This is a genomic window from Candidatus Saccharibacteria bacterium oral taxon 488 (assembly GCA_010202645.1).
In the GTDB taxonomy this organism is placed as follows: Bacteria; Patescibacteriota; Saccharimonadia; order Saccharimonadales; family Saccharimonadaceae; genus Nanosynbacter.
In genome coordinates, this window is record CP047920.1 from 422,314 (window position 1) to 444,673 (window position 22,360).

Genomic DNA, 22,360 nt, shown 5'->3' on the forward strand with positions numbered 1-22,360 from the left:
AACCCGAGATTATCGTTACTATTATGACGAGCGCCGCGTGTTTCGAGCCACGTGCGCTGGTCGCTCCTCTTTGAGGCGGAAGATGATGCGACCCTTTGTGAGATCATAAGGGGTCATCTCGACCTCCACCTTATCACCAGGCACTAGGCGGATGTAGTTCTTGCGCATCCGTCCTGAAATGTGCGCGATGATACTATGGCCATTCTCCAGTTCCACCCGAAATTGGGTATTAGGTAGTGCTTCCACTACCTTACCAATCATCTTGATGACTTCTTTTTGACTCGCCATAAGTTACAGTTGTCAATTATACCGTATTGCCCCGGCGATTACAAGAGCGAGGAGCGCCGTTTTTTCGACTTTTTAGTAGTTAGTTCATCTGGATCAAAGTCGTCATACGTGACCATCAGGGCACGCGAGTTGAGCTGGCGCAGCGACTCGAGGCCGACTGAGACCACAATGAGCAGACCGGTGCCGCCGATCGACAGGCGTGAACCACTAATCGCCGCCAGGTGATACATCAAATACTCCGCAATGAATGGCAAGATGGCGATGATACCGAGGACGATTGAGCCAAACAAGATCAGACGATTGACGGTGCGCATCAGATATTTCTCGGTTTGCTCACCCGGCCGGACGCCCTCGATAAAGCCGCCCTGCTTTTGCAGATTCTCAGCGATTTCGTTGGCGTTAAAGACGATCCCGGTGTAGAAGTAGGTAAAGGCAATGACCAGGAGGAAATACAGCGTCGGATAAATGAATGCCTCCCAGGTACTTCCAGTAAAGGAGCCTGGGTTTGGCGCCTGGAACCACGTGATCAGGGTGTTGGCGGTATTTTGCAGGTCTGGATTGCCCGAGGCCTTCATGACTTGACCGATGAATTGCGGCAAGCTGAGGAAGGCGACGGCAAAGATGACCGGGATGACGCCAGCAGCGATCAGCTTGACCGGCAGGATGCTTTTGATGCCGCCGTAGCTGGAATTGCCGTGAACGCGCTTGGCATAATTGATGGTGATGACACGCTGGGCTTCGTTGATTTTCACCAAGAAGTAGAGAACGATGAGTGAGGCGATAGCCATGATCACCACTAGCCAAAAGACGGTTGGATTCACTGGCAGGGTAAACCAGTTAAAGACGTTCAGCCCGCCAGCCGCAGTGTTCCCAAGCGACGAAATGAGTGAGCCGAGCATCTGCGGGATCTGGCTGATGATACCAGCGAAAATCAAGATAGAGATGCCATTACCGATACCCTGCTCGGTGATCAATTCACCCAGCCACATCAAAAGTACCGATCCGGCTGTCATTGCCGTCACGCCAACTGTCCACTCGAGCATCGTTGGATCGCTCAGCGTGGTCGTACCGCCGGCCAGCACTGTCTGGCGCAACAGGAAGATAAAGGCGATTGACTGGACAATGGCCAGCGGGATAGTCAGCCGCCGCGTCCATTGCTGGATCTTGCGCCTGCCTGATTCGCCGTCCTTGTGTAGCTCCTCGAGCTTTGGGATGGCCTTGGTGAGCAGCTGAGTGATGATGCTGGCGGTAATGAATGGACTGAGCCCAACGAGCACGAGTGAAAAGCTCGCCAGCGCGCCACCCGAAAGCAAGTTCAAGAACCCACCGAGGTCGGTTTGCCCCAGCGCTGCCGCCAGTGCCGTCTTCATCTGTGTCGGATTCGCCAGCGGCACCGGAATATGCGCCAGCATTCGATACACCACAATAATCCCCACCACAATGGCCAGGCGTTTCTGCATATCTTTATTTTTCAGCGACCGGAAAATTATTCTCCAATTCATGTTTTAGCCCCTCATAGTCACTAACAATTCTTAACTCTGTTAATTATACATGACCGCGGCCAATATTTCCATACTAAAAACATAAAGCACATGCGCTATAATTGAAATAACAACATAACGCAAGATTGAGGTGTCATATGCAACAGCAGCCCGAAACTCCAGTAACTCCATCGCCAATGCCGCAGCCAAACCTAGAATTACCGCCACATTATCCGCCAAAGAAAAGTAAGCTATGGCTGTGGATTACGCTGGCGATTGTCGGCGTGTTGGTGATAGTCGGGATTATTATAACAATTATTATTGTGTCGAATAACTCCACTTCTTCAGCTGATACAACAACTTCACGTCAGCGAGCGACCAAGCCTGATAAGAATAATGACAATGAGGAGGATGAAGACAATCAGCAAGGCTCAACTACGAAGGCCACAAAATGCCTAACGTCTGCAGATTTTCGAAGATCTGGCTATACGCACGTAAAGGATGGCTATTTTGTGTTAGAGAACGGCAAATTTAACTTTCGTAGCATTCTCTTTAAGCCAGATTCAACGCAATACCAACGTGGAACTTCCAATGTTGAAATGGCTAAGCTAGGGGTGCTTTACAAATTTAATACTGACAAGCAATTTTCGATTGAACTGGTCCCTAATGAGACGGGTGAGGGCTCAAAGCTGGCTTTGGAGCGTGCCGATAAGATTAAGCACGATTTGGTATCTAATGGAATTCCAGAGCGTAAGATTACTGTTTCTGATCCAATAGTCGCCACCCATGATGCTAGCGATGATACGGCCAACAGGCGTGTAACGATTTATTTCGTTGCACCGCAGAAATGTAGCGAAAAGTAATCCGACCCACCAAGACAAAACGCCCCGGACTAGCGAGGCGTTCTGTAGGTTGCATAGAGCCTAAAGGGCCTTATTTTTCAGCAGACTCAACATCTTTTGCGCTTTGGCGCAAAGGTGTAGCGACTTTCTCAAATGAACCGCCAGCTTTTTCAATCGCTGTAACGACCGAAGCGGAAGCAGCTTGTACTTTCAAGTCAACCTTAGCTTTCAATTCACCGCGGGCGATCACCTTGACCGTGTGGAACGGCGTGGCGATGTAGCCTTCGGTAAACAGCAGGGCGTTGTCAACGGTTTTACCGTCAAAAGCATTCAAGTGATCCAAGTAGACTACCTGAGCTGGTGTGCGCAGGCTCTTGAAACCGCGAGCCTTTGGCACAGCCTGAGCCAGTGGACGCTGGCCACCCTGGAACATGGCGCGAAGCTTTTTACCAGTGCGGGCGTTCTGACCCTTGGTACCGCGACCAGCAGTTTTACCCTGGCCAGCAGCGATACCGCGGCCAACACGCTTTTTATTCTTGTTTGCTGAAACTTGGAGATCGTTGTATTTCATTACTTAGCCTCCTTTTTAGCAGCTTTTTTGACTGGCTGAGCATTGAGCCATTCTTCGCGTGGAACCAATGATTTTAATGCTTCAATAGTTGCGTAGGCGATGTTCACCTTGTTGGTTGAACCAAGCGACTTGGTTAATAGGTTGCGAACACCGGTCACGCCGATAATCTGTCGCACCACACCGCCAGCGATGATACCAGTACCAGGAGCAGCCGGCTTGATCAGCACGCGGGCGCCTGAGAACTTAACTTCGCTGTCGTGTGGAATGGTCTCGCCGCTCAAGGGTAAGGTGATCAAGTGCTTCTTAGCAACTGATGTTGCCTTGGCGACAGCAGCCTGTACGTCGGCACCTTTGGCTACACCAACACCAACCTTGTCCTTGCGGTTACCGACAACCACCAACGCTTTAAAGCGGAAACGGCGGCCGCCCTTCACAACTCGGCTCACGCGGTCAATGTTGATTACCAATTCTTCAAACTCTTTTGGTGCGTCATCGCGCACGTTTCGCCGGTCATCGCGGCGACCACCACGCGGACTGCGAGGCCGACGGCCTTCTGCGCGTGGGGTAGTATTTGCAGCTTGCTCTGCCATACTAGAACTCCAATCCTTCTTGGCGCGCAGCATCAGCCAATGCTTTCAAGCGACCAGCGTACTGGCGGCCATTGCGGTCAAAGACTACTGCGCTAATTTTACTTTTCTTTGCTTTCTTGGCAATTTCAGTACCGATGGCAGCACATTTTTCGCTCATCGTACCTTTTGCTTTGGTGCCAACGGTGGTTGCGGCAGCCAATGTCTTGCCTGTGGCGTCGTCGATCAGCTGAGCACTGACGTGCAGGTTGCTGATGGTGACGGTTAGGCGTGGGCGCTCTGCAGTGCCTGAAACTTTCGCGCGAACGCGGTTTTTGCGAAGAGCTTGGTTGAGTAATTTCTTGTTTCCTAGCATGATTACTTACCTGTCTTTCCTGCTTTGCGCAAAATTTGCTCGTCAGCGTACTTGATACCCTTACCCTTGTATGGTTCAGGCTTCTTCAGCGCGCGGATTTCCGCAGCGACTTGACCGACTTGCTGTTTATTGATACCGCTAACGATGATGGTCATCTTTTCGTTGGTAACGGTGATACCCTCTGGGGCTTTGTATTTGACTGGGTGTGAAAACCCGAGCGCCATTTCCAGCTCGTTGTTGCTGGAGCTCACGCGGAAACCGACACCATTGACTTCGAGGCGCTTCTCGTAGCCCTTGGTTACGCCGATTACCATGTTATTGATCAGCGCGCGCATCAGACCGTGCTGGGCGCGAGCAGTTTTGGACTCATCCTTGGGATGAACCGTGACTTGTCCGTCTTCGACTTTCACCTCAACTGCTGGCGTGATGAATTGCGTCAATTCACCTTTCGGGCCCTTTACGACCACGTCACCAGAGTCAACCGTGATTGTCACACCGGCCGGAATAACCACCGGCAGTTTTCCGATTCGACTCAGACTCATTACTCACCTTTCGTGTGATTTGATAGTAACTTTGGAATTATAGCATATCCGAGGATATGAATCAAACCCAGCCTAAAAAGGGCAAATGGCACTTACCCACTGCCCGCCCAGCAACTTTTACGGCTGCGGCGGCGTCGGCTTATCTTTCTTCGGCTCAGGAGCTTTCTTAAACTCGGCGCTAGCCAGCCCGGCATCCAGGTCTTTGCCCGATACGAAACGGACTTTCGCGGCTTCAATCGTCGCCGGAGTAACGTCTTCGGCTTTATCAACTCCTTTGGCTTGCAACGTAACATGGAAATAACCGAGGTCGCCAAGATGAATATTCTCGCCGTCCAGCAGCCGCCGGCGGATTTCATCGGTCAATGCCATCAGCACGGCATAAACATCGACGTGGCTGACGGTAGTTGATGTATCAGATATACTTTGGGCAATGGTTTTAAGGTCAACTGGCTGGCGTCCAGTAACTGTGGCATAGAACTTTTTTGGGTCGGCCGGCTTGGTTGGATTAGTTCGTCTAACTGCTTTATATTGAATTGGCATATATACTCCTATCTATTTGGCAAAACTGCCTTTATATTTTGTAAAATAGCCTTTATGTTTTCAAAAACAGCCTTTATGTTTTGATCGATACATATAGCTACCCGGGCTAACCCGCCTGATAGTCCCCCGATAGCCTATTTACTATCTCTGTTACTAAAGAAACCTGACCAGCACCCCCCTTCTAATTCGTCATAGTATATAGCTATGCGGCCAAGCTCGGCGCCCAGCCGATAACAATAACCAGTATAGCATGAAGAAAGAGAGACGGGCAAACCTCAAGGAGACAGAACGTTTAGCCGCTATTGACAAAAATCACTTTGGGGAGGTAGTATGAAAATTGGATACTTGATTGGCTATCTTGTATTCTGCACTTTAACAGATGATTTCTTGCTCTATTTCACACTCCAAACAAAGAAGAGAGGTTGACTATGAAGCTCAGGAAGACTGGCTTGCTCATCCTTTTGGTCTTGGCGGCCCTCCTCGGCCCCGTCGCTCAGGTCAATAGTGCCAACGCCGCGTACCCGAGCAATTGCAAGGCGGCCATGTATGCTGATAGTGGTGTTGCGTGGTGTAGTCACGGCACCGGAGAGGTGCGTGTCGTCATTAGTTGCAGAAATATGTTTGGTTTCTACAGCACTCACGAAGGAAGGTGGGTGAAAACTAACGGCAGCACGTCCACAGCCAGGTGTCCGTTCATGTCTGCAACCCAGTGGGCGGGCTTTAATATCAAGTACTGATCTCGTCCGTGCTATAGCATGAAAATCCTCATCAGGTTTCGTTTGGGTGTTGCTTTTTCCACTCGTTGACCGTGTCGATGTTGCATACTTTCAGTTGGTGTTCGATACAAAACTTCAACGTAAGTTGATCGTCGAGGGTCTGCCGAAGATTTTGCTCGTATACCTTGTCCCTGATGTTGATGGATACCTGTAGCCAAGCTGTCCATACAATAAGAAGTACTTGTACTATAATGATGATCCAGATTGATATCTTGTTGTTGTTTTGTGCATATTTCTTATGGTTTTTCATGTAAGATATGGTACTTCATGTATCATATCCATGTCAAGTAAATCATCTAAAGTGCCGGGGCTGTCAGTTGAGCGTCACAAAAGACTCTCCTGACAGCCCCACTGACTAACCGCAAATTATTTTGGTAGTTTACTTACACATAGGCATGTATCCTGAGGCTATCGTAAGTATGCTAACATATGCTTATGATCTCAAAATACCTCATCGCAAAAATAAGCTTTGTCGTCTTTTCCGCATCCACGGTGCTACTATATATTTTGGCGCGCAATGGAACGATGACTGCGGTTTTTGGGCCGATGCTAGCTTATGTTGTATATCTGCTTAATTTTGCGCTGCTCATCACGTCCATACTTTTCTACATCTGGCAGCGCGCTCACAAAGACACGCCGCAGAAGGATCGCTTGGAGGCGCTCGAGACATATGCGCGACTAGATAATGACGGCCTGTTGATTAGTAGCGCGGTAACTATTATCGAGATCGAGGCGGACAGTTTTTGGCGGCTCAAGGAATATGGTGAGACGATTGCTGTGCCTATCAACGCCATGAATCCGCTGCGCCTGCCACCAGTGGGCACGCGGGCAACATTCGCACCGATTGGCAATAAAGATAATCGAGTCATCGGCGTGATTACCGAGATAACGAACGGAAGGATGACGGTCGCACCGGCGCCAACCATCAAGCCCAGTAAACCAAAACTCACCGCCAAACCCACGACGTCCAACTGAGCGGTATCAGCATGAGCAAGGACGCTATCGCTAGCGTGAGGTACGCCCCCAGTGCCGGCCGCGTCAGCTGTGGTGTATCATAATGATACACCCGCCGCAGCTCATAATAATCCCACAAACGCCATGCACAAATCGTTAATAAAACGGCAGAAATGAGCGACAGCATCCCACTAAGCTCAAAATGATACGTTTGATTACTAAAGTTAACAACAAACATGAACTCCGCCGCCGCCAAACAGGACCACCACCGCTCATCTCGTTTCAATCCCATTACTGCTACGCAAAATCCCAACGGAATGATCAATCGCACCACCGGCGTGTAGTCAAAAAACAGCTGCGTGTAATATTCAATCGGATATTTATTATTGCCTGCAGCCGCCATCAGCGCACCCACGCCATAAAACAACGTTAATAACACGAGGGCAAACACAAACAGCCGCAACATATCGTTATAGAACACATCTCGCAGTGTGATGACGTCGGTTTTAGAAGTAGCGGGAAGCTTCAGAAACGGAATCATTTTTGCCTACCGCTAGTCCGTGAACACGTCCTTATGATTTTTCATAAGAATATCGTAGTTTGCGAGGCGGGTACGTGTCAAGACAACGGGGCGTTTAGCCGAGAGACTACTTCTCTTTTACCTCGCACCAGCCGTTGTTACCGTTAGGATAGCAGGTGATATCAACATCCTTGCCGGTAAATTTTGTAAAGCCAGAATAGCTTACTGTACCCCAATCCTTCTTCGTTCCACCACAACCAACGGAAACTTTTATTTTTTCGCCGACCACGCCCACCATGTCTTTAGTGTCAACGACTGACTGGTCGCTAGTTGGATTAGTCTCCACCCAGTCCGATTTTATTTTTCCTGTTCTCTCTGCCCACGCACCGACAAACTTCTCGCCGTCGGCACAGGTAATTTGCCCACCAATAGTGACGATGTCTCCCTCTTTCGGCGTAGTCTTTGTCGGACGCGAGGTTGGTTCTGATGAGGATGGCGACTGTGTCACGGTTTCGGTGACGCGTACGGTTTGCGTCGGTTGTGGTGTCTCGGTCGTTTGCGGATGCCTGTTCGTCGTGGTCACGGTAACAGTCGCTGGGGCTGGCTTGGCATCCAATCCCGACAGGCCGCAGCCAGAGGCAAACAGTGCCACTACGCCCATAAAGCTAGCTAGCGGTCGGCGCAAAACGTTACCAATTTTTCCGCTGATAGTGGATTCTGGGGATTTATGAGTCATGGTTATTCCTTTCTTGTGGTTGATTATCTGGATTGTCCAATATTATTACGTCGTAAACATGCGCTGCGAGACCGGCCGCAGCAACCTCAACAAGTGTATCTCCGCTATATTTGTGACCCTTTTTATATATATCACGAATCTCCTGCTCTAACCTTTTTCCGACCCTACGCTCTAGCCTCTTCTGACCGGTATTCCTGGTCTGCTGAAGCTTCAACTGCCCTGCTTTTTGTTTTTGTACTAGCCCAGCATGTTTTGCAGTTAGTCTATCTATCGTCTGGTCAATGCCGTCCATCTCATGAGTAAACTCTAGTCCACGGCGTATTGTTTTTAGTCTAGCAATACTATCGTCAATCTCACGTATCTCACGAGCAATATCATCTATCTCCTGCCGTATCATTCTCTCCCTATTCACCTCATCAAGTAATACATCAATTGATGATGAACTCTTAGGAGTGTACTCCCCTGTGTCGTATACCTTCTCTGTCATTATTTTGGCATTATACCATAAAAGTAGTTTACTAGCAAGCAAAACATTCTCCTAAGGCAATGGATCTCAACGAGACAATGACCAGCTTCCGCACTGGAGACACAAGAATCCTCCACCGTGTGCTATAGTAATATCATCATGGATAAGGATTCTAGACATAAGGCTCGATTTGTCGACCGTTTGACGTGGCAGCAAGCGACCGGGGTTGCCTTTAGTGTCTTTATCGCACCAATGGTGATTGCCATCATTTTAATTAACGTATCAGGCGCCACGCTTCTTGATGGGCTCTTCGGTATCTATCGTAATTCACCACTCCAATCTGGTATCGTCAACCTATCAATGCTTGCCGTGCCGCTTGGTCCTTTGTGCGCGCTAATATTTGCTATACATTTTGCCACGAGGCGAAAGGATCTGGCCGGCCCAAAACGGGTAATGCCGCTCGCATTGCCTGTCTGCATATTTTTAATTGCCCTGCTGTCTGTGTTACTAGGGCCGTAACCTGTCCGCATAAAACAGCAGCGAATATAGCACAGCTAACTCTATTTATGTTTTGCTAATTGCACCTGTGTCCCTGCCAGCATATCCCCAAGGTGTCGCCGGTCGCGGCGCATGGTGCCCATCAAGAACATGATGACCAAGAGAGTACAGGAGACAATTGACAATACAATACTCATTGTATCGAACTCGGTATACACTCCATGGATGACGGCCATATGTCCGATTTGCCAAGGAAAGAATTTGATACTATTACGAACGAGACTGCGGCTAAAGCTTCTATGTGTAAAATAAATTTCCAATCCAGCGGCGCGCTTGCCAATGCTGCCACCCTTGAAGTCGAGATAGGTAAATAGTACGACGACAACCAAAACTGATGCAAACGTAGCGATGAGTTGACTGTGCAACTCAGAAAAGGTCGGGATACCACCAAGCGTTATAAAATAGCAGGCTATCGACACGGCAAAAAGACAGAGTAGATAAGCGCTGATGACCAGCCAGTCAATACATAATTCTTTGATTCGGGCGGTGAATGGGATGGGGTTATTCTGCTGCATAGCTGCATTATAACGGAAGTAGTTTGGGCATGCAAAAAGCGCTCGGAGATTATTTTCCCCGAGCGCTTTCCTTTGCCGACAAAGCGTAATTTAGTACACCTTCAACAACAACTCACCACCAAGTTTTGCCTTGGCTGCCTCGGCGCCAGTCATGACACCTTTTGAAGTTGAGATGAGTACCAAACCGCGGCCGCTTTTCACCTTTGGAATTTCGCTAGCGCCGACGTAAACACGACGACCTGGCTTTGACACGCGGGTGATCTCGTTGATGGTGCTGTTAGTACCCTCTTCGTTGATAGTCACGACCAGCACACCGCGAGGCTTGGCATCTTCTAATTTAACATCTGCGAGGTAGCCGTTTTTGACTAATTGCTCAGCGATAACTTTTTTCATCTTGCTGGACGGAACACGAACTTCCGTCTTGCCAACCAGTTTCGCATTGCGAATGCGCGTCAGAAGGTCGGCGATTGGGTCTGTAGTTTGCATAGACATGGTCGAATCTCCTTTCCTTCTTACCAACTACTCTTTGTTATGCCTGGGATTTCACCCTTGGCTGCTTTTTCGCGGAAATTGATGCGGCTCAGGCCAAACTGGCGCATATAACCACGTGGACGGCCGGAAATGCTATCGCGGTTCTTGTGCCGAGTTGGGCTCGAGTTGCGAGGCAGTTTCTGCAGACCTATGAGGTCGCCAAGTTCTTTCAATTTAGCGCGTTTGGCTGCGAACTTAGCTATCATTTTCAGACGTTTTTTGTCGCGCGCAATCATTGATTTCTTAGCCATTACCTGACGCCTCCTTTCTTCTCAAACGGCATGCCAAATTTCTCCAGCAAGGCTTTTGATGCTTCCTTGCTGCCGTTCTTGATGACAAATGTTACCTGCAACCCGTGCAAAATCTGCGTTTCCTCGAACGTCAGTTCTGGGAAAATTGACTGCTCAATGATACCCAGGTTGTAGTTACCACCTTTGTCAAACTTCAGGCCAACACCGTGGAAGTCACGCACGCGAGGCAGTGCCACGTTGATCAAACGATCCATGAACTCGTACATCCGAGCCCCACGTAGCGTGACGCTCACGCCGATTGGCGCACCCATACCTTTACGGATGCTAAAGCCAGCGATTGACTTCTTTGCTTGGCGGGCAACTGGTGCCTGACCGGTGATTTTCTCAACGGTGTTTTTGACAATTTCAAAGTGACGCTTGTCATCTTTCTTCTTGCCGGTGCCAACGCTCACGATGATCTTTTCCAAAGCTGGCACTTGGTGCACGTTCTTTAGATCTAGTTCGGCTTGCAGTTCCTTCAGGTATTTCTCCTGGTACAAGGCTTTCAAGCGAGGAGCTGGCACGACGGTTTTCTTCTCTGCCATTATTTGATCTCCTTATTTTTTGCTTGGCGAGCGACGCGAGTTTTGCCGCCGTCAGCGTTCTTTACTAAACCAACCCGGCTGGTTTTGCCTGACTTTTCGTCAACAACCAGCGCGACTTTACTGATGTCCATCGGTACGTGGATATCTTTCTTGCCGCCTTTTGGATTGTACTGGCTTGGTTTGACGTGGCGGTGTCCGACACCAACACCTTCGACCAGAACAGTCTGATCTTTGGTGTTAACTTTCAGGACTTTACCAGTCGTACCTTTGTTTTTGCCAGCGATGATTTTTACGGTGTCATCTTTGTGAATACGAGCCATTAGAGTACCTCCGGAGCCAGGCTGATGATCTTCATGTAGCCCATGTCGCGTAGTTCCCTAGGTACTGGGCCGAAGACGCGGGTAGCCTTTGGCTGCTTGTCATCGTTGATAATCACCACGGCGTTGTCATCAAAGCAAATGGTTGAGCCGTCTTTGCGGTGGATTTGGTCGCGGGTGCGAACTACCACAGCTTTGACGACAGATTTCTTTTTGACATTGCCGGTTGGACTGGCGTCCTTGACTGAACAGACGATCACGTCACCAACGCGAGCGTAGCGGCGGCGGGTACCACCGAGGACGCGGATGCACAACACTTCTTTGGCACCCGAGTTGTCAGCTACCTTGAGGCGAGATTCTTGTTGGATCATTTGTCATCCTCCTTGGTCTCTTCCTCAGTTTCGCCAGAAACTTCAGCCTTTAGCTTGATAGAACCGCGAGACTTCTCGATCACCTTGACCAGGGTAAAGCTCTTGGTCTTGGAAATTGGGCGAGTCTCTTCGATTTGCACCTTGTCGCCTTCGCCTGCCTCATTGGTCTCGTCATGAGCAGTGTATTTGCGAGTCACGGTGTACTGTTTGCCGTAGAGCGGATGCGTTTCGCGGCTGGTGACCGTCACAGTGATGGTCTTGTCGCGCTTGGCACTCGTTACGACGCCAATCAATGTTCGTCGGGCCATTACTTGCTCTCCTTTTCGTTAAGTTGTGTCAGCAGGCGTGCGATGTCCTTGCGGAGTGAACGCAGCGCTTTTGGATTAACTAATTCGCCAGCAGCGTGAGAACGTTTTGCTTGAAGCAGGTCATGTCGCTTTTCGGCGAGTTCCTTCTTCAAATCGTCAACGGTCTTTACAACTGCTGCCTTTGCAGTTTTCTTTGTTTCAGCCATTATGCGTCCTCCCGCTTGATGAACTTACATTTGACTGGTAGTTTGTGGCTCGCCAGGCGCATTGCCTCACGAGCGACTTCCTCTGAAACGCCCTGCATTTCAAACATTACCGTGCCGGCCTTGACCTTGGCAACAAAGAACTCTGGATTACCCTTACCACCACCCATCTTCAAACCAAGTGGCTTGCGAGTAACTGGGGTGTGTGGGAAAATCCGGATCCAAATCTTACCACCACGCTTGATGTAGCGGGTCATTGCCTGACGAGCAGACTCGATTTGGCGGGAGTTGATGCGCTCGTTTGATTGTGATTGCAGTGCAAAGTCGCCGAACGCGATGTAATTACCACGGGCTGCTCGACCACGGTTTTTACCGATGCGCACTTTGCGATATTTAGTCTTTTTCGGTAACAGCATTTAGCGACTCCTTTCTCCCTTATAAATCCACACTTTCACGCCGATGATACCAGCTGGTGTCTGGGCGCGAGCACAGTGGAAGTCAATATCAGCGCGAAGGGTGTGCAGTGGCACTGAGCCTTCAATCACCTTCTCGCGGCGTGCCATTTCAGCACCGTTCAAACGACCAGCCACCTCAATGCGGATACCTTTAGCACCAGCACTCATGGTGTTTTGCGCGGTCATTTTGGTTGCGCGGCGGAAGTTGATGCGGCGCTCCAATTGGCGAGCGATGTTTTCTGCCACCAATTTGGCTGCTAGTTCCGGTCGGCGCACTTCTTCAATGTTGATGCGAACTGCCTGACCGACAATCTTCTCAACTTGCTTTTTCAATTCATTCACGCCAGCACCGCCACGGCCGATCACCACACCAGCTTTCGCCGTGTGAATAGTTACCGTGATCAGGTTGGCACTCCGCTCAATCTCAATGCGATTGATGGTTGGGCGTGAGGCAAATTTCTTCTCAATCAATTCGCGGATTTCGTGATCCTGGCGAATTGCCTCCGCAAACTCTTTCTTATTGGCCGTAAACCAACGAGAGCTCCAGTTCTTGTGAACTTGTAGGCGGAAGTTGATTGGATTCACTTTTTGACCCATTTACTTCTCCTCCTTTTTTGCCGTGGTTTCGGCGGCTTTCTTCGCTGCAGGCTTGGCAGGTTTGGTCTCTGCCTTGGCCTTGGTCTCTGGTTTTTTCGCAGGCGCTTTCTTTGGCTTCTCAGTACCAGTTACTTCAACCAAAATGTTTGACGTCTTTTTCTGGAATGGCAACGCACGGCCGCGCGATGCTGGCTTAAAGCGGCGCAGGCGCGTACCAGTGGTAACGCTCAAGGTGGTAATCACCAAGCTTTTAGCGTCCAAACCGTGATTGTTGATGGCGTTTGCCTTGGCACTGTCGATTGCCTTTTTGACTGGCAAAGCAGCACGTTTTGGCACGTGCTCCAAGATAACCAATGCATCAGCAACGGTGCGGCCGCGTACTAGTGCAGCCACTAAGCTGACCTTACGTGGTGTTTGGTCAACACCTTTGGCGTAAGCGCGAACAGTATAAGTTGTATCAGCCATGATTACTTCTTATCCTTTCCGCCGTGCTTACGGAACTTACGAGTTGGGCTAAACTCACCGAGTTTGTGGCCAACCATGTTTTCGGTAATCAGCACAGGTACGTGCATCTTACCGTTGTAGACAGCAATCGTTCGACCGACCATTTCTGGGGTGATGGTCGAAGCGCGCGCCCACGTTTTGATAACGGTTCGATCGTCAAGGCTGAGAGCAGCGACTTTTTTCGCAAGCTTCACATCGACGAATGGACCTTTCTTTAATGAACGACTCATTCAGCGTCTCCTTCGCTTTCTTGGCGTGACAAAGCTTTTAATAGCGCCCGGCGTACCTCGGGGCTTTGCTTAGTCCATCTGAGTATTTCTGTTACCTCATACGCGCCGCTATATATACCAAAATCCACTTCATCTACAGTATCTGCGCTAAGCGGACCCTCATCTTCGAGCGCTTTAGCATAACCCCGGCCCAGGTCTGTTGAACTAACCTGGGCTAGATCTGGATTTTCCACAACCGCACACGCGCCGATAGTCCTCAGGAGTTTGTGTCGATCACTGTCATACTTGGGTTTCAGAGCTTCCTGGATTGCAGCTATTTCTTCTGGCGTATAGGTAATTTTGTGGCTATCCCTTGTTTGCCACATATCAGTTTTGGGAAGTTTCTCGATATCCATAGCCCTACCTCTTCCTCTTCGCGTCGTGACGCGTGCGTACGATTAATTTATTTGAGCCTTTGCGGCGGCGAGTTCGATAACCCAGCGTCAACTGACCCCATGGGGTACGTGGTGCTTTACCAGTACCGTGGCGACCACCGTCACCACCACCATGCGGGTGATCTGCAGCGTTCATGACGACACCGCGAACCGTTGGGCGAATACCCTTGCGGCGGCGGCGACCAGCTGAACCGATCTTGACGTTCTGGTGCTGGACGTTACCGACTGTACCAATGGCAGCGGTTGCTTCCAAGCGAACTTTGCGAACTTCACCAGATGGCAATTTGATAGTTGCGTAATTGCCTTCTTTGGCCATCAACTGAGCTTTGGCGCCAGCGGCGCGAACCATTTGCGCACCTTTGCCGGCAGTCAGCTCAATAGCATAAATCATCGTACCAACAGGAATAGCAGCTAGTGGCAGGCGGTTTGAAGCCTCGATTGGCGCTTCCTCACCAGTCTGAATCGTCTTGCCCTTGACCATCGAGGTGTCGGCCAACACGTAGTGGTACAAATTGTACTGATCTTTCACCCGAGCGATGCGTGCTGAGCGGTTTGGATCGTACTCAATTTCTTCAATCGTCAGTGTCAGACCAGCCGGCAAATTGTGGTTCACCAAACGGTAGTGACGGCGAACGCCACCGCCGCGATGACGCACGGTGATGCGGCCTTGGTTGTTGCGGCCGGCATTTTGCTTTTTGGCTTTGGTCAGACTTTTGAGCGGTTTTCTTGTCGTGATATCCGACAAGTCCTGACTCGTCATGCCGCGACGAGCAGGAGTGGTTGGATTGTAAGCTTTCACTGGCATTACTTGGTCTCCTCCATCTGCTGCTCTACTGCGTCAAACACATCGAGCTTATCGCCATCTTTCAGCGTCACGTAAGCCTTCTTCCAATCCTTGCGCGTAGTCGTGCCAGGATAGCGGTTTTTGCCTCGTGAGAAACGCACAGCTTTGCCGTCTTGGACCAAGGTTTTCACCTTCAGAACGGTGACGTCAAATTGCGATTCAACTGCTGCTTTGATCTCGTTTTTATTCAGGTTCAGCGGAACGCGGAACACGTACACGCCGTTGGCGCTCTGTGCATAGGCTTTCTCGCTGATGCGTGGGATAATTGTCATCTGTTTCATATTACGCTTCCTCCTTACTCAGCCACTCAGTAATTACTGGCAGAGCTTTCGGGGTCATGACAATGGTATCCGCATTCAGAATATGGTAGACGCTGAGGTAGCTCGCACGAATCACCAATACGTTCTGAATGTTGTTTGTGGCACGCATCAATTCTGGCGTCTTTTCGTCAACGACGATCAGCACGCGGCGCTCAAACTTGTTATCAGCTAGGAAGGTGGCGACCTCTTTGGTCTTGCCAGTCGTCTTGATGTCTTTGACGACGATCTTCTTCGCTTCATTGGCTACCGTCAAGGCTTGGCGAATTGCCACTTTCTTGGCGGTTTTAGACAATTTTTTGGTGTAGTTTTCGTTGCCGCGTGGTCCAAAGACCACACCACCACCGCGCCAAATTGGGTTACGGGTTGAACCGAAACGTGCTCGACCAGTTCCCTTTTGCTTCCATGGCTTTTTACCACCACCGGAAACTTCACCACGCTGCTTGGTGGTTGCACTTGCTAGGCGGGCGCCCGCCAGATAGCTATCGTATGCCAATTTCAACAGTTCGTGGTTTGGCACTTCAACAGCGAAAATGTCTTTAGGAAGTTTGGTTGATTCAGCCATTACTTGTTACCTCCTAAAATGATCAGCCCTTTTCGCGGCCCAGGGACAGCGCCCTTCACCCCGATCAGATTGGTCTCTGGATCAACATATGCCACTTCCAGGTTCTTGACCGTAACACGCTCGTGACCCATATGGCCAGCCATCGTCTTACCCTTGAACACTTTTTGTGGATACATCGAGCCAATTGAACCTGGCTTACGAGTATTACCTTTACCACCATGCGTCTTGCGGTGACGCTTAAAGTTGTGGCGTTTAATGGTTCCAGCGAAACCTTTACCTTTGCTGGTTCCGGTCGCATCGACAGAATCGCCGACTTCGAACGCGGAAACGTTGATTTCATCGCCAACTTTGAGACCTTCAGGGATCTCGTCGACGCGGAATTCCCGAATGTGCTTCGGGGTCACTTGGGCTGGCTTGACGTGTCCAGCCACGGCCTTGCTCAGGTTCTTACCCTCTCCATAAGCGACCTGCACCGCATTGTAACCGTCGGTTTCGACAGTCTTCACCTGAGTCACGGTGACAGGGCCGGCTTGGATCAGCGTTACCGGAATGGCTTTGCCGTCTTCAGCCAAGAGCTGGGTCATACCAAGTTTGGTACCGAGAAGTGTTTTCACTTTTCCTCACTCCCACTTAAATACTCCTGATGACGTGCGGTTTCTGGGTTCTGAGTGAGGTGTTCATGACAAACACTTCAACTATAGCCAGACCTGCTCATTCATCAAGGAGAACAGTTGATATTACGCGTAATAGAAATTACTTGGCAATTATAGCATAGATCGCCGAGCGGGGCAACAACATAACGAAACATCCACCCGAGTAGGCTTTACTCGAGTGGATATTATAATATTCTCACCTGCGGAATAATCTTATCAGATCCCCTTCTCTTCTAAAAACCGAATGCGCCGCTTTTCAACTAACAATATCGCATACGCTGCTGACGTGCGAAGAGCTTGTTCTCTAGCTGCTTTGCCCACCTCATCTAGCCCTGTAGGAGTCTCGATTGTGCGTTGAGTCTTATCAACAATCTTCATAATGGTGTGGTCGAAAACCTCATTAATATCTGCTATTCCTAGCATTTCTTTTACTCTGTCGCTTTGCTCTTGTCTGATCTTTTTACCCATATCCAAATACTATCATACATGACTATATTTGTCAAATAAGACCCCCGGCTCACCGCGCCAGTAGATACAAACAAAAGACAAGGGCTGTAGAATGATAATAAACTCAATCGATAACCCTTGTCTTGGCATTGTGGCATTGCTGGTTTATTTGTTGCGCTTCTCGATAATCTCCTGCGCTACGTTTGGTGGTACTTCCTCGTACTGCGCGAGCTCCATGGTTGATGCAGCACGGCCCTGTGACATCGAGCGGATGTCCGAGGTATAGCCAAACATGTTTGCTAGCGGCACGAAAGCCTTGATCAACTTAGCACCGCCCATCAAGTCTTCCATGGCATCAATACGACCGCGGCGTGAGTTAAGGTCGCCGATGATATCGCCCATAAACTCTTCTGGGGTCGTCACTTCAACCTTCATGACTGGTTCGAGCAGAATTGGGGTTGCTTGCTTAATACCTTCACGAGCCGCTAATGAACCTGCCAATGAAAAGGCTAGTTCTGAGGAGTCGACATCGTGGTACGAACCATCGTACAACGTCGCTTTAACATCAACCACTGGATAGCCAGCGATAACACCGCCTTCCAGGGTTTCCTTGATGCCCTTCATGACAGCTGGGCGATACTCCTGAGGAACCACACCACCCTTGATCTCGTCGATAAATTCAAAGCCCTTGCCAGCCTCATTCGGCTCAAATCGCACCCAGACATCACCGTACTGACCGCGGCCGCCGGACTGCTTGGCGTGCTTACCTTGGACTTCGGCGCGGCCCTTGATTGACTCGCGGAAGGCTACTTGCGGCTCGCCGATGTTCGCTTCAACCTTGAACTCGCGCTTCATGCGGTCGATCAGAATGTCCAGGTGCAACTCACCCATTCCTGACATGATGGTCTGACCAGTCTCTTCGTCAGTGTGGATGCGGAAGGTTGGGTCTTCCTCAGCCAAACGCTGCAAAGCCAGCGCCATTTTTTCCTGGTCAGCCTTTGATTTCGGCTCAACGGCTATGGATACTGGCGGTTCTGGGAACTCAATTGACTCTAGGGCAATTGGATGTGCCGGATCGGTCAAGGTATTACCTGTACCAGTGTTCTTTAAGCCAACTACAGCGGCAATGTCGCCGGCAGAAATCTTGTCGATATCCTCGCGCTTGTCAGCATGCATGCGCACGATACGGCCGATACGCTCCTTATCGCCAGTGGTGGTGTTCAGGACGTAGCTGCCTGAATTCAGCACGCCAGAATACACGCGTACGAAAATCAATTTACCGACAAACGGATCGGCAGCAATCTTAAACGCCAGGGCTGAGAGCGGTTCTTTGTCCGACGGCTTGCGGCTCACTTCGTCGCCAGTCTTTGGATTTTTACCCCAAATTTCGTCAACGTCCAGCGGGCTTGGCAGGTAGTCAACCATGAGGTCAAGCACCTTCTCGACGATGACACCGCGACCATCACCGCCGGTCACTAGGTAGAAGTCGCCAGCCAGCACGCGCTTGCGTAGCGCCATTTTCAGTTCATCAATGGTAATTGCCTCTTCACCTTGGTCGAGGAACTTCATCATCAATTCATCGTCAGCTTCAACGGCATTCTCCACTAGCAGGGCGCGAGCATTCTTCGCCTTCTCCAACATATCAGCTGGGATCTCGCCGACCTTTAGCTCATGATCAGTGTAATCATCGTAGGTGTAGGCCTTCATGTCGACCAGGTCAACCACACCGTTGATGGTCTTTTCAAAACCAATCGGGATGTGAATTGGAAAGGCTTGCTTACTGAGGCGGTTGTGAATTGACTCCAGCGATTTCCAAAAGTCGCCGCCGGTCTGATTGATCTTGTTAACGAAACAAATGCGCGGCACGCCGTATTTGTTAGCCTGGCGCCACACCGTCTCGGACTGTGCCTCAACGCCCATCTTGCCATCAAACACCGTCACCGCACCGTCGAGCACACGCAGCGAACGCTCCACTTCAGCAGTAAAGTCGATGTGTCCTGGCGTGTCAATGATATTAATCTTGTGGTCTTTCCAGAAACAGGTCACCGCCGCCGAGGTGATGGTAATACCGCGCTCCTTTTCCTGCGCCATCCAGTCAGTGGTGGCACCGTCGCCGTCGCCTTTAACCACGCCAATTTTATGCGTTAAGCCAGTGCGGTACAAAATACCCTCAGTTGTCGTCGTTTTACCGGCGTCAATATGGGCAATAATACCGATATTTCTAAAGTTTTGTAATGGAACGTTTGCTGCCATTCTTCTTTCCTTTGTTAAAAATGGTTATTGTTCGAGATTCTCCGGAGCTATTTTGACGCACCAAAAAACTACGCTTGAGCTGTATTATAGCAGACGATTGGCGTTTTGTGAATGAGCCTCATCTTACCGCGGAATTTGACTACGACCTGATTGAATCCATTGTATTCCCTTGGCTACTAGTAGATAATCTTTGTTTTGAGCGTCAGACCGACCAAGGAGCGTTGCACGCACCATCATCACCAAAGAATTGTAGCCTTCGGGATCCGTGATAGCCTCTAGGGAGACAGACTGCACATACATCGCACCTTTCGCCTCTAATCCAACCCACCCCTCGTTGCGAAAAGCGAGGCCCATATACGTAACGTCATACGGCATATATGGATCAAGCGAAGCCAGTACCTTGCAGTGAATGTTTATCGCCTTAATCACTTGATCGAGGTCTCTATTTGACAATCGCCCAAAAGGAATTTCATTAATCGGAACATCTGCTAGCTCCTTAATCATCCGAGCTGAGTCGATACAATTATTATTTGGATCAACTGGTCGTATATTATTCAAATAATCAAGGACTTCAGGCGTGTACAGCTGTAAAATAGCCTTGGCCTGTTCGACATCCATCAGCTGCGGAAACTGGATAAGGACATCCAGCGGAACAACATATTGAGTCGTGGTATCCCCTGGTGTTACGCCAAGACCACCAAGTGCGATTTCTGGATCAGACTTGTTCGCGACAATCAGACAACCGACACACTGGAGTTTATGATCTTCAATATATACGTATTCTGCTCCGTTTTTAGTGTATTGTTGTACCCATCCGCTTACCGTCATCAGCTGGCCTATAAACCCAGCAAATAGTTCTCGGTTAATCTGTGCCGTAGCTTCTGGATACTGATTAGGATTGAGCTTTTGAATGTCGGCCGTTCGTTCTCGAGCCAGACGGAGAATAGTGGCAACTTGCTGATTGAAAACAGCCTCATTGAGTAACGCAAGGTTCTCGGGCAGTGGAGCGGCAGACGGGCTAGATTCAGTCATCATCTCTTAATCATACGGCGTAAAAGCCAACTGACGCAACCATAACCGTAAAACGACGATCCACTCTTAGCGATAATTCACGCACTGCAGCGGCGTGTCATAATCATTCTCACGCATCAGGCTAATGACTTTTTGCAACTCGTCTTTCGAGGCGGAAGTGACGCGAACGAGGTCGCCTTGGATTTGTGGCTTGGCTTTTGGCGCGTTGGTGCGAATGTCGGCAGCGATGCGCTTGGCGGTCGGCTGATCGAGACCCTGTTTGAAGGGAATTTCCCACGTGGTTTTGAGATTTGAGGTGACTTTTTCTTTGGTGAGATCGAGGACTTTGCTCGACTGACCCCGAGCCGCCAGTTTCTTGCGCACGATATCCAGCACCGCATCAACCTGCCAGTCGTTATCGCCGGTGAGTTTCAGACCCTTTTTATCATCCAGCCAGTCAATCGCAGCACTCGTCCCCTTAAAATCATACCGCCCCTGGATCTCTTTTTCCGCCTGCATGAATACGTTGTTCATCTCAGCTTTGTCAATTTCTGACACGATATCAAATGAAAAACTTGCCATTTACCCCTCCTCGTTTTCTCCATTATAACAAAAATCGCCCGTTTTCCAGAGCGATTTCTGAGTTTACATTTTCCCGACAATTAGCCGCGAGCAAAGTGCGCAAAGGCGCGGTTGGCTTCGGCCATCTTGTGGGTGTCTTCCTTCTTCTTGAAGGCAGCACCAGCTTCGTTGTAGGCGTCAACGATTTCTAGCGCCAAACGCTGTGAGTATGGCATACCGCTGCGAGCGCGGGCTGATTGTACCAGCCAGCTAAACGCGTAGTGTAGCTGCCGGTGTCCCTGAACTGGGAACGGAATCTGGTAGTTGGCACCACCGACGCGGCGGCTCTTCACCTCAAAGTTTGGACTGACGTTTTTCAATGCTTTTTCAAACACTGCCAGCGGATCTTCTGAATCCAGTTTCTTGGCAGCAGTTTCCAGAGCGGTGTAAACAGCCCGCTCAGCCGCCAACTTTTTGCCGTCCAGCATTGATTTGTTGATCAAGCGCTGCACCAGCACGCTTTGGTAGCGGCGATCAGGTTGCAATTGGCGTTGTAGTTTCTTGGTAACTTTACGAGGCATGATTACTTATCCCCTTTCTTAGTACCGTACTTCGAACGGCCCCGCTTGCGGTTGTTGACACCCTGGAGGTCCAACGCGCCACGGACGATGTGATAACGCACACCTGGAAGATCAGGCACACGACCACCACGGATCAAGACCACAGCGTGCTCCTGCAAGTTGTGACCCTCACCACCGATGTAGGCCCAGACTTCGTAGCCGTTGTTTAGTTTCACGCGGGCAACTTTACGCAAAGCTGAGTTTGGTTTCTTTGGTGTCTTGGTCGTCACGCGCACGCACACACCACGCTTGAGCGGTGCATTTTGGTCGTAGTAACGCGTTTTCAGGGCGTTATGAATGCGACCCAGTGCTGGCGACTTGGACTTTTTCTTGGCCGTTTGGCGCGGCTTGCGCACCAATTGGTTGATTGTTGGCATCCAATTTCTCCTTGGTTGATTTACTAATACTGGCGATATTCGCCTAATGGCTCTAGCGGGCTGGCGCGGCATTGACACGCAAAAACCAGCTTCTCTTAGCGCCTACGGCTTGGATTCAGCAACTCCGCCCCGTGTCTATACCTTTTCTGCCGAGCATGCAGCCTGTACACATTCAAACCACCGCTTGCTCCGAAAA

At 49.9% G+C, this 22,360-nt stretch carries 37 protein-coding genes; 3 read left to right on the top strand and 34 right to left on the bottom strand.

Going from position 1 to position 22,360, the window contains the following annotated elements; genetic code table 11:
* Nucleotides 1-21: 21 nt before the first annotated feature.
* Complete coding sequence (infA, locus tag GWK77_02320; protein ID QHU93003.1) at nt 22-288, bottom strand: translation initiation factor IF-1; 267 nt, start codon at nt 286-288, stop codon at nt 22-24.
* Nucleotides 289-326: 38 nt separating this feature from the next.
* Nucleotides 327-1,790 (bottom strand): preprotein translocase subunit SecY, encoded by a 1,464-nt coding sequence (gene secY, locus GWK77_02325; protein QHU93004.1) that lies wholly within the window; start codon nt 1,788-1,790, stop codon nt 327-329.
* A gap of 137 nt (nt 1,791-1,927) precedes the next feature.
* Between secY and GWK77_02330 the strand changes: the two genes are divergently transcribed.
* Entirely contained in the window at nt 1,928-2,632 is a 705-nt protein-coding gene (locus GWK77_02330; GenBank protein ID QHU93005.1) for a hypothetical protein, read from the top strand.
* Nucleotides 2,633-2,702: 70 nt separating this feature from the next.
* On the opposite strand, the gene rplO is transcribed toward GWK77_02330, so the two are convergent.
* From rplO to GWK77_02360, 6 genes are all read right to left on the bottom strand, one after another.
* Nucleotides 2,703-3,182, bottom strand: coding sequence for a 50S ribosomal protein L15 (rplO, locus tag GWK77_02335; protein QHU93006.1), 480 nt, complete (start codon nt 3,180-3,182; stop codon nt 2,703-2,705).
* Nucleotides 3,182-3,772 carry a 30S ribosomal protein S5 gene (rpsE, locus tag GWK77_02340; GenBank protein ID QHU93007.1) on the bottom strand — a complete coding sequence of 197 codons (591 nt, stop codon included), beginning with the start codon at nt 3,770-3,772 and terminating at the stop codon, nt 3,182-3,184. Before rpsE ends, rplO begins: the two co-directional genes overlap by 1 nt.
* A gap of 1 nt (nt 3,773) precedes the next feature.
* Nucleotides 3,774-4,124, bottom strand: coding sequence for a 50S ribosomal protein L18 (locus GWK77_02345; GenBank protein QHU93008.1), 351 nt, complete (start codon nt 4,122-4,124; stop codon nt 3,774-3,776).
* A gap of 2 nt (nt 4,125-4,126) precedes the next feature.
* The gene (gene rplF, locus GWK77_02350; protein ID QHU93417.1) at nt 4,127-4,660 is read right to left on the bottom strand and encodes a 50S ribosomal protein L6; all 534 of its coding nucleotides are present in this window, start codon (nt 4,658-4,660) and stop codon (nt 4,127-4,129) included.
* Between the two features lie 123 nt (nt 4,661-4,783).
* On the bottom strand, nt 4,784-5,206 hold the full coding sequence (locus tag GWK77_02355; protein ID QHU93009.1) for a DNA-binding protein: 423 nt from the start codon (nt 5,204-5,206) through the stop codon (nt 4,784-4,786).
* 392 nt (nt 5,207-5,598) lie between these two features.
* Complete coding sequence (locus tag GWK77_02360; GenBank protein ID QHU93010.1) at nt 5,599-5,847, bottom strand: hypothetical protein; 249 nt, start codon at nt 5,845-5,847, stop codon at nt 5,599-5,601.
* Nucleotides 5,848-6,417: 570 nt separating this feature from the next.
* On the opposite strand from GWK77_02360, the gene GWK77_02365 reads away from it, so the two are divergent.
* Nucleotides 6,418-6,957, top strand: a complete 540-nt coding sequence (locus GWK77_02365; GenBank protein QHU93011.1) for a hypothetical protein — start codon at nt 6,418-6,420, stop codon at nt 6,955-6,957.
* On the opposite strand, the gene GWK77_02370 is transcribed toward GWK77_02365, so the two are convergent.
* The 3 genes from GWK77_02370 to GWK77_02380 all read right to left on the bottom strand — a co-directional run bounded on the left by GWK77_02370 (nt 6,929) and on the right by GWK77_02380 (nt 8,679).
* Nucleotides 6,929-7,477 (bottom strand): hypothetical protein, encoded by a 549-nt coding sequence (locus GWK77_02370; GenBank protein ID QHU93012.1) that lies wholly within the window; start codon nt 7,475-7,477, stop codon nt 6,929-6,931. The two genes, GWK77_02365 and GWK77_02370, sit on opposite strands and share 29 nt — an antisense overlap.
* 106 nt (nt 7,478-7,583) lie before the next feature.
* Nucleotides 7,584-8,192: a hypothetical protein gene (locus tag GWK77_02375; protein QHU93013.1), complete on the bottom strand. Its 609-nt coding sequence runs from the start codon at nt 8,190-8,192 to the stop codon at nt 7,584-7,586.
* Nucleotides 8,182-8,679: a hypothetical protein gene (locus tag GWK77_02380; protein ID QHU93014.1), complete on the bottom strand. Its 498-nt coding sequence runs from the start codon at nt 8,677-8,679 to the stop codon at nt 8,182-8,184. The genes GWK77_02375 and GWK77_02380 overlap by 11 nt, the downstream gene beginning before the upstream one ends.
* 138 nt (nt 8,680-8,817) lie before the next feature.
* Here GWK77_02380 and GWK77_02385 point away from each other — a divergent pair, with 138 nt between their 5' ends.
* The gene (locus GWK77_02385; protein ID QHU93015.1) at nt 8,818-9,177 is read left to right on the top strand and encodes a hypothetical protein; all 360 of its coding nucleotides are present in this window, start codon (nt 8,818-8,820) and stop codon (nt 9,175-9,177) included.
* 41 nt (nt 9,178-9,218) lie between these two features.
* Here the strand turns inward: GWK77_02385 and GWK77_02390 are convergent, their stop codons facing one another.
* The 23 genes from GWK77_02390 to rpsL all read right to left on the bottom strand — a co-directional run bounded on the left by GWK77_02390 (nt 9,219) and on the right by rpsL (nt 22,164).
* A complete protein-coding gene (locus tag GWK77_02390; GenBank protein ID QHU93016.1) occupies nt 9,219-9,731 on the bottom strand; it encodes an RDD family protein in 513 nt (170 codons plus the stop codon).
* Nucleotides 9,732-9,821: 90 nt separating this feature from the next.
* A complete protein-coding gene (gene rpsH / locus GWK77_02395) occupies nt 9,822-10,223 on the bottom strand; it encodes a 30S ribosomal protein S8 (protein QHU93017.1) in 402 nt (133 codons plus the stop codon).
* Nucleotides 10,224-10,243: 20 nt separating this feature from the next.
* Nucleotides 10,244-10,513: a 30S ribosomal protein S14 gene (gene rpsN, locus GWK77_02400; GenBank protein QHU93018.1), complete on the bottom strand. Its 270-nt coding sequence runs from the start codon at nt 10,511-10,513 to the stop codon at nt 10,244-10,246.
* Entirely contained in the window at nt 10,513-11,097 is a 585-nt protein-coding gene (rplE, locus tag GWK77_02405; GenBank protein ID QHU93019.1) for a 50S ribosomal protein L5, read from the bottom strand. The genes rpsN and rplE overlap by 1 nt, the downstream gene beginning before the upstream one ends.
* Nucleotides 11,097-11,417, bottom strand: a complete 321-nt coding sequence (rplX, locus tag GWK77_02410) for a 50S ribosomal protein L24 (protein QHU93020.1) — start codon at nt 11,415-11,417, stop codon at nt 11,097-11,099. The genes rplE and rplX overlap by 1 nt, the downstream gene beginning before the upstream one ends.
* Complete coding sequence (gene rplN, locus GWK77_02415; protein ID QHU93021.1) at nt 11,417-11,785, bottom strand: 50S ribosomal protein L14; 369 nt, start codon at nt 11,783-11,785, stop codon at nt 11,417-11,419. The genes rplX and rplN overlap by 1 nt, the downstream gene beginning before the upstream one ends.
* The gene (gene rpsQ / locus GWK77_02420; GenBank protein ID QHU93022.1) at nt 11,782-12,093 is read right to left on the bottom strand and encodes a 30S ribosomal protein S17; all 312 of its coding nucleotides are present in this window, start codon (nt 12,091-12,093) and stop codon (nt 11,782-11,784) included. Before rpsQ ends, rplN begins: the two co-directional genes overlap by 4 nt.
* Nucleotides 12,093-12,299: a 50S ribosomal protein L29 gene (rpmC, locus tag GWK77_02425; protein QHU93023.1), complete on the bottom strand. Its 207-nt coding sequence runs from the start codon at nt 12,297-12,299 to the stop codon at nt 12,093-12,095. Before rpmC ends, rpsQ begins: the two co-directional genes overlap by 1 nt.
* Complete coding sequence (gene rplP, locus GWK77_02430) at nt 12,299-12,712, bottom strand: 50S ribosomal protein L16 (GenBank protein ID QHU93024.1); 414 nt, start codon at nt 12,710-12,712, stop codon at nt 12,299-12,301. Before rplP ends, rpmC begins: the two co-directional genes overlap by 1 nt.
* A complete protein-coding gene (rpsC, locus tag GWK77_02435; GenBank protein ID QHU93025.1) occupies nt 12,713-13,348 on the bottom strand; it encodes a 30S ribosomal protein S3 in 636 nt (211 codons plus the stop codon).
* Nucleotides 13,349-13,813: a 50S ribosomal protein L22 gene (gene rplV, locus GWK77_02440; protein ID QHU93026.1), complete on the bottom strand. Its 465-nt coding sequence runs from the start codon at nt 13,811-13,813 to the stop codon at nt 13,349-13,351.
* 2 nt (nt 13,814-13,815) lie between these two features.
* Nucleotides 13,816-14,082 (bottom strand): 30S ribosomal protein S19, encoded by a 267-nt coding sequence (gene rpsS / locus GWK77_02445; protein QHU93027.1) that lies wholly within the window; start codon nt 14,080-14,082, stop codon nt 13,816-13,818.
* Entirely contained in the window at nt 14,079-14,477 is a 399-nt protein-coding gene (locus tag GWK77_02450; protein QHU93028.1) for a hypothetical protein, read from the bottom strand. Before GWK77_02450 ends, rpsS begins: the two co-directional genes overlap by 4 nt.
* Before the next feature lie 4 nt (nt 14,478-14,481).
* Complete coding sequence (rplB, locus tag GWK77_02455) at nt 14,482-15,321, bottom strand: 50S ribosomal protein L2 (protein ID QHU93029.1); 840 nt, start codon at nt 15,319-15,321, stop codon at nt 14,482-14,484.
* Nucleotides 15,321-15,641: a 50S ribosomal protein L23 gene (gene rplW / locus GWK77_02460; protein QHU93030.1), complete on the bottom strand. Its 321-nt coding sequence runs from the start codon at nt 15,639-15,641 to the stop codon at nt 15,321-15,323. Before rplW ends, rplB begins: the two co-directional genes overlap by 1 nt.
* Before the next feature lies 1 nt (nt 15,642).
* Complete coding sequence (gene rplD, locus GWK77_02465; protein QHU93031.1) at nt 15,643-16,242, bottom strand: 50S ribosomal protein L4; 600 nt, start codon at nt 16,240-16,242, stop codon at nt 15,643-15,645.
* The gene (rplC, locus tag GWK77_02470) at nt 16,242-16,856 is read right to left on the bottom strand and encodes a 50S ribosomal protein L3 (GenBank protein QHU93032.1); all 615 of its coding nucleotides are present in this window, start codon (nt 16,854-16,856) and stop codon (nt 16,242-16,244) included. The genes rplD and rplC overlap by 1 nt, the downstream gene beginning before the upstream one ends.
* Before the next feature lie 255 nt (nt 16,857-17,111).
* Nucleotides 17,112-17,363, bottom strand: coding sequence for a hypothetical protein (locus GWK77_02475; GenBank protein QHU93033.1), 252 nt, complete (start codon nt 17,361-17,363; stop codon nt 17,112-17,114).
* Between the two features lie 144 nt (nt 17,364-17,507).
* Nucleotides 17,508-19,595 carry an elongation factor G gene (fusA, locus tag GWK77_02480; GenBank protein QHU93034.1) on the bottom strand — a complete coding sequence of 696 codons (2,088 nt, stop codon included), beginning with the start codon at nt 19,593-19,595 and terminating at the stop codon, nt 17,508-17,510.
* Nucleotides 19,596-19,718: 123 nt separating this feature from the next.
* Nucleotides 19,719-20,630, bottom strand: a complete 912-nt coding sequence (locus GWK77_02485) for a hypothetical protein (protein QHU93035.1) — start codon at nt 20,628-20,630, stop codon at nt 19,719-19,721.
* Nucleotides 20,631-20,693: 63 nt separating this feature from the next.
* Complete coding sequence (locus GWK77_02490) at nt 20,694-21,188, bottom strand: YajQ family cyclic di-GMP-binding protein (GenBank protein QHU93036.1); 495 nt, start codon at nt 21,186-21,188, stop codon at nt 20,694-20,696.
* Between the two features lie 80 nt (nt 21,189-21,268).
* Complete coding sequence (gene rpsG / locus GWK77_02495; protein QHU93037.1) at nt 21,269-21,748, bottom strand: 30S ribosomal protein S7; 480 nt, start codon at nt 21,746-21,748, stop codon at nt 21,269-21,271.
* Between the two features lie 2 nt (nt 21,749-21,750).
* Nucleotides 21,751-22,164, bottom strand: coding sequence for a 30S ribosomal protein S12 (gene rpsL / locus GWK77_02500; protein ID QHU93038.1), 414 nt, complete (start codon nt 22,162-22,164; stop codon nt 21,751-21,753).
* Nucleotides 22,165-22,360 lie beyond the last annotated feature (196 nt).

Bases quoted from the DNA above. Each gene is read 5' to 3' on its own strand.
- infA (QHU93003.1), bottom strand. From the start codon at position 288: ATGGCGAGTCAAAAAGAAGTCATCAAGATGATTGGTAAGGTAGTGGAA.
- secY (QHU93004.1), bottom strand. From the start codon at position 1,790: ATGAATTGGAGAATAATTTTCCGGTCGCTGAAAAATAAAGATATGCAG.
- GWK77_02330 (QHU93005.1), top strand. From the start codon at position 1,928: ATGCAACAGCAGCCCGAAACTCCAGTAACTCCATCGCCAATGCCGCAG.
- rplO (QHU93006.1), bottom strand. From the start codon at position 3,182: ATGAAATACAACGATCTCCAAGTTTCAGCAAACAAGAATAAAAAGCGT.
- rpsE (QHU93007.1), bottom strand. From the start codon at position 3,772: ATGGCAGAGCAAGCTGCAAATACTACCCCACGCGCAGAAGGCCGTCGG.
- GWK77_02345 (QHU93008.1), bottom strand. From the start codon at position 4,124: ATGCTAGGAAACAAGAAATTACTCAACCAAGCTCTTCGCAAAAACCGC.
- GWK77_02355 (QHU93009.1), bottom strand. From the start codon at position 5,206: ATGCCAATTCAATATAAAGCAGTTAGACGAACTAATCCAACCAAGCCG.
- GWK77_02365 (QHU93011.1), top strand. From the start codon at position 6,418: ATGATCTCAAAATACCTCATCGCAAAAATAAGCTTTGTCGTCTTTTCC.
- GWK77_02370 (QHU93012.1), bottom strand. From the start codon at position 7,477: ATGATTCCGTTTCTGAAGCTTCCCGCTACTTCTAAAACCGACGTCATC.
- GWK77_02375 (QHU93013.1), bottom strand. From the start codon at position 8,192: ATGACTCATAAATCCCCAGAATCCACTATCAGCGGAAAAATTGGTAAC.
- GWK77_02380 (QHU93014.1), bottom strand. From the start codon at position 8,679: ATGACAGAGAAGGTATACGACACAGGGGAGTACACTCCTAAGAGTTCA.
- GWK77_02385 (QHU93015.1), top strand. From the start codon at position 8,818: ATGGATAAGGATTCTAGACATAAGGCTCGATTTGTCGACCGTTTGACG.
- GWK77_02390 (QHU93016.1), bottom strand. From the start codon at position 9,731: ATGCAGCAGAATAACCCCATCCCATTCACCGCCCGAATCAAAGAATTA.
- rpsH (QHU93017.1), bottom strand. From the start codon at position 10,223: ATGTCTATGCAAACTACAGACCCAATCGCCGACCTTCTGACGCGCATT.
- rpsN (QHU93018.1), bottom strand. From the start codon at position 10,513: ATGGCTAAGAAATCAATGATTGCGCGCGACAAAAAACGTCTGAAAATG.
- rplE (QHU93019.1), bottom strand. From the start codon at position 11,097: ATGGCAGAGAAGAAAACCGTCGTGCCAGCTCCTCGCTTGAAAGCCTTG.
- rplX (QHU93020.1), bottom strand. From the start codon at position 11,417: ATGGCTCGTATTCACAAAGATGACACCGTAAAAATCATCGCTGGCAAA.
- rplN (QHU93021.1), bottom strand. From the start codon at position 11,785: ATGATCCAACAAGAATCTCGCCTCAAGGTAGCTGACAACTCGGGTGCC.
- rpsQ (QHU93022.1), bottom strand. From the start codon at position 12,093: ATGGCCCGACGAACATTGATTGGCGTCGTAACGAGTGCCAAGCGCGAC.
- rpmC (QHU93023.1), bottom strand. From the start codon at position 12,299: ATGGCTGAAACAAAGAAAACTGCAAAGGCAGCAGTTGTAAAGACCGTT.
- rplP (QHU93024.1), bottom strand. From the start codon at position 12,712: ATGCTGTTACCGAAAAAGACTAAATATCGCAAAGTGCGCATCGGTAAA.
- rpsC (QHU93025.1), bottom strand. From the start codon at position 13,348: ATGGGTCAAAAAGTGAATCCAATCAACTTCCGCCTACAAGTTCACAAG.
- rplV (QHU93026.1), bottom strand. From the start codon at position 13,813: ATGGCTGATACAACTTATACTGTTCGCGCTTACGCCAAAGGTGTTGAC.
- rpsS (QHU93027.1), bottom strand. From the start codon at position 14,082: ATGAGTCGTTCATTAAAGAAAGGTCCATTCGTCGATGTGAAGCTTGCG.
- GWK77_02450 (QHU93028.1), bottom strand. From the start codon at position 14,477: ATGGATATCGAGAAACTTCCCAAAACTGATATGTGGCAAACAAGGGAT.
- rplB (QHU93029.1), bottom strand. From the start codon at position 15,321: ATGCCAGTGAAAGCTTACAATCCAACCACTCCTGCTCGTCGCGGCATG.
- rplW (QHU93030.1), bottom strand. From the start codon at position 15,641: ATGAAACAGATGACAATTATCCCACGCATCAGCGAGAAAGCCTATGCA.
- rplD (QHU93031.1), bottom strand. From the start codon at position 16,242: ATGGCTGAATCAACCAAACTTCCTAAAGACATTTTCGCTGTTGAAGTG.
- GWK77_02475 (QHU93033.1), bottom strand. From the start codon at position 17,363: ATGGGTAAAAAGATCAGACAAGAGCAAAGCGACAGAGTAAAAGAAATG.
- fusA (QHU93034.1), bottom strand. From the start codon at position 19,595: ATGGCAGCAAACGTTCCATTACAAAACTTTAGAAATATCGGTATTATT.
- GWK77_02485 (QHU93035.1), bottom strand. From the start codon at position 20,630: ATGATGACTGAATCTAGCCCGTCTGCCGCTCCACTGCCCGAGAACCTT.
- GWK77_02490 (QHU93036.1), bottom strand. From the start codon at position 21,188: ATGGCAAGTTTTTCATTTGATATCGTGTCAGAAATTGACAAAGCTGAG.
- rpsG (QHU93037.1), bottom strand. From the start codon at position 21,748: ATGCCTCGTAAAGTTACCAAGAAACTACAACGCCAATTGCAACCTGAT.
- rpsL (QHU93038.1), bottom strand. From the start codon at position 22,164: ATGCCAACAATCAACCAATTGGTGCGCAAGCCGCGCCAAACGGCCAAG.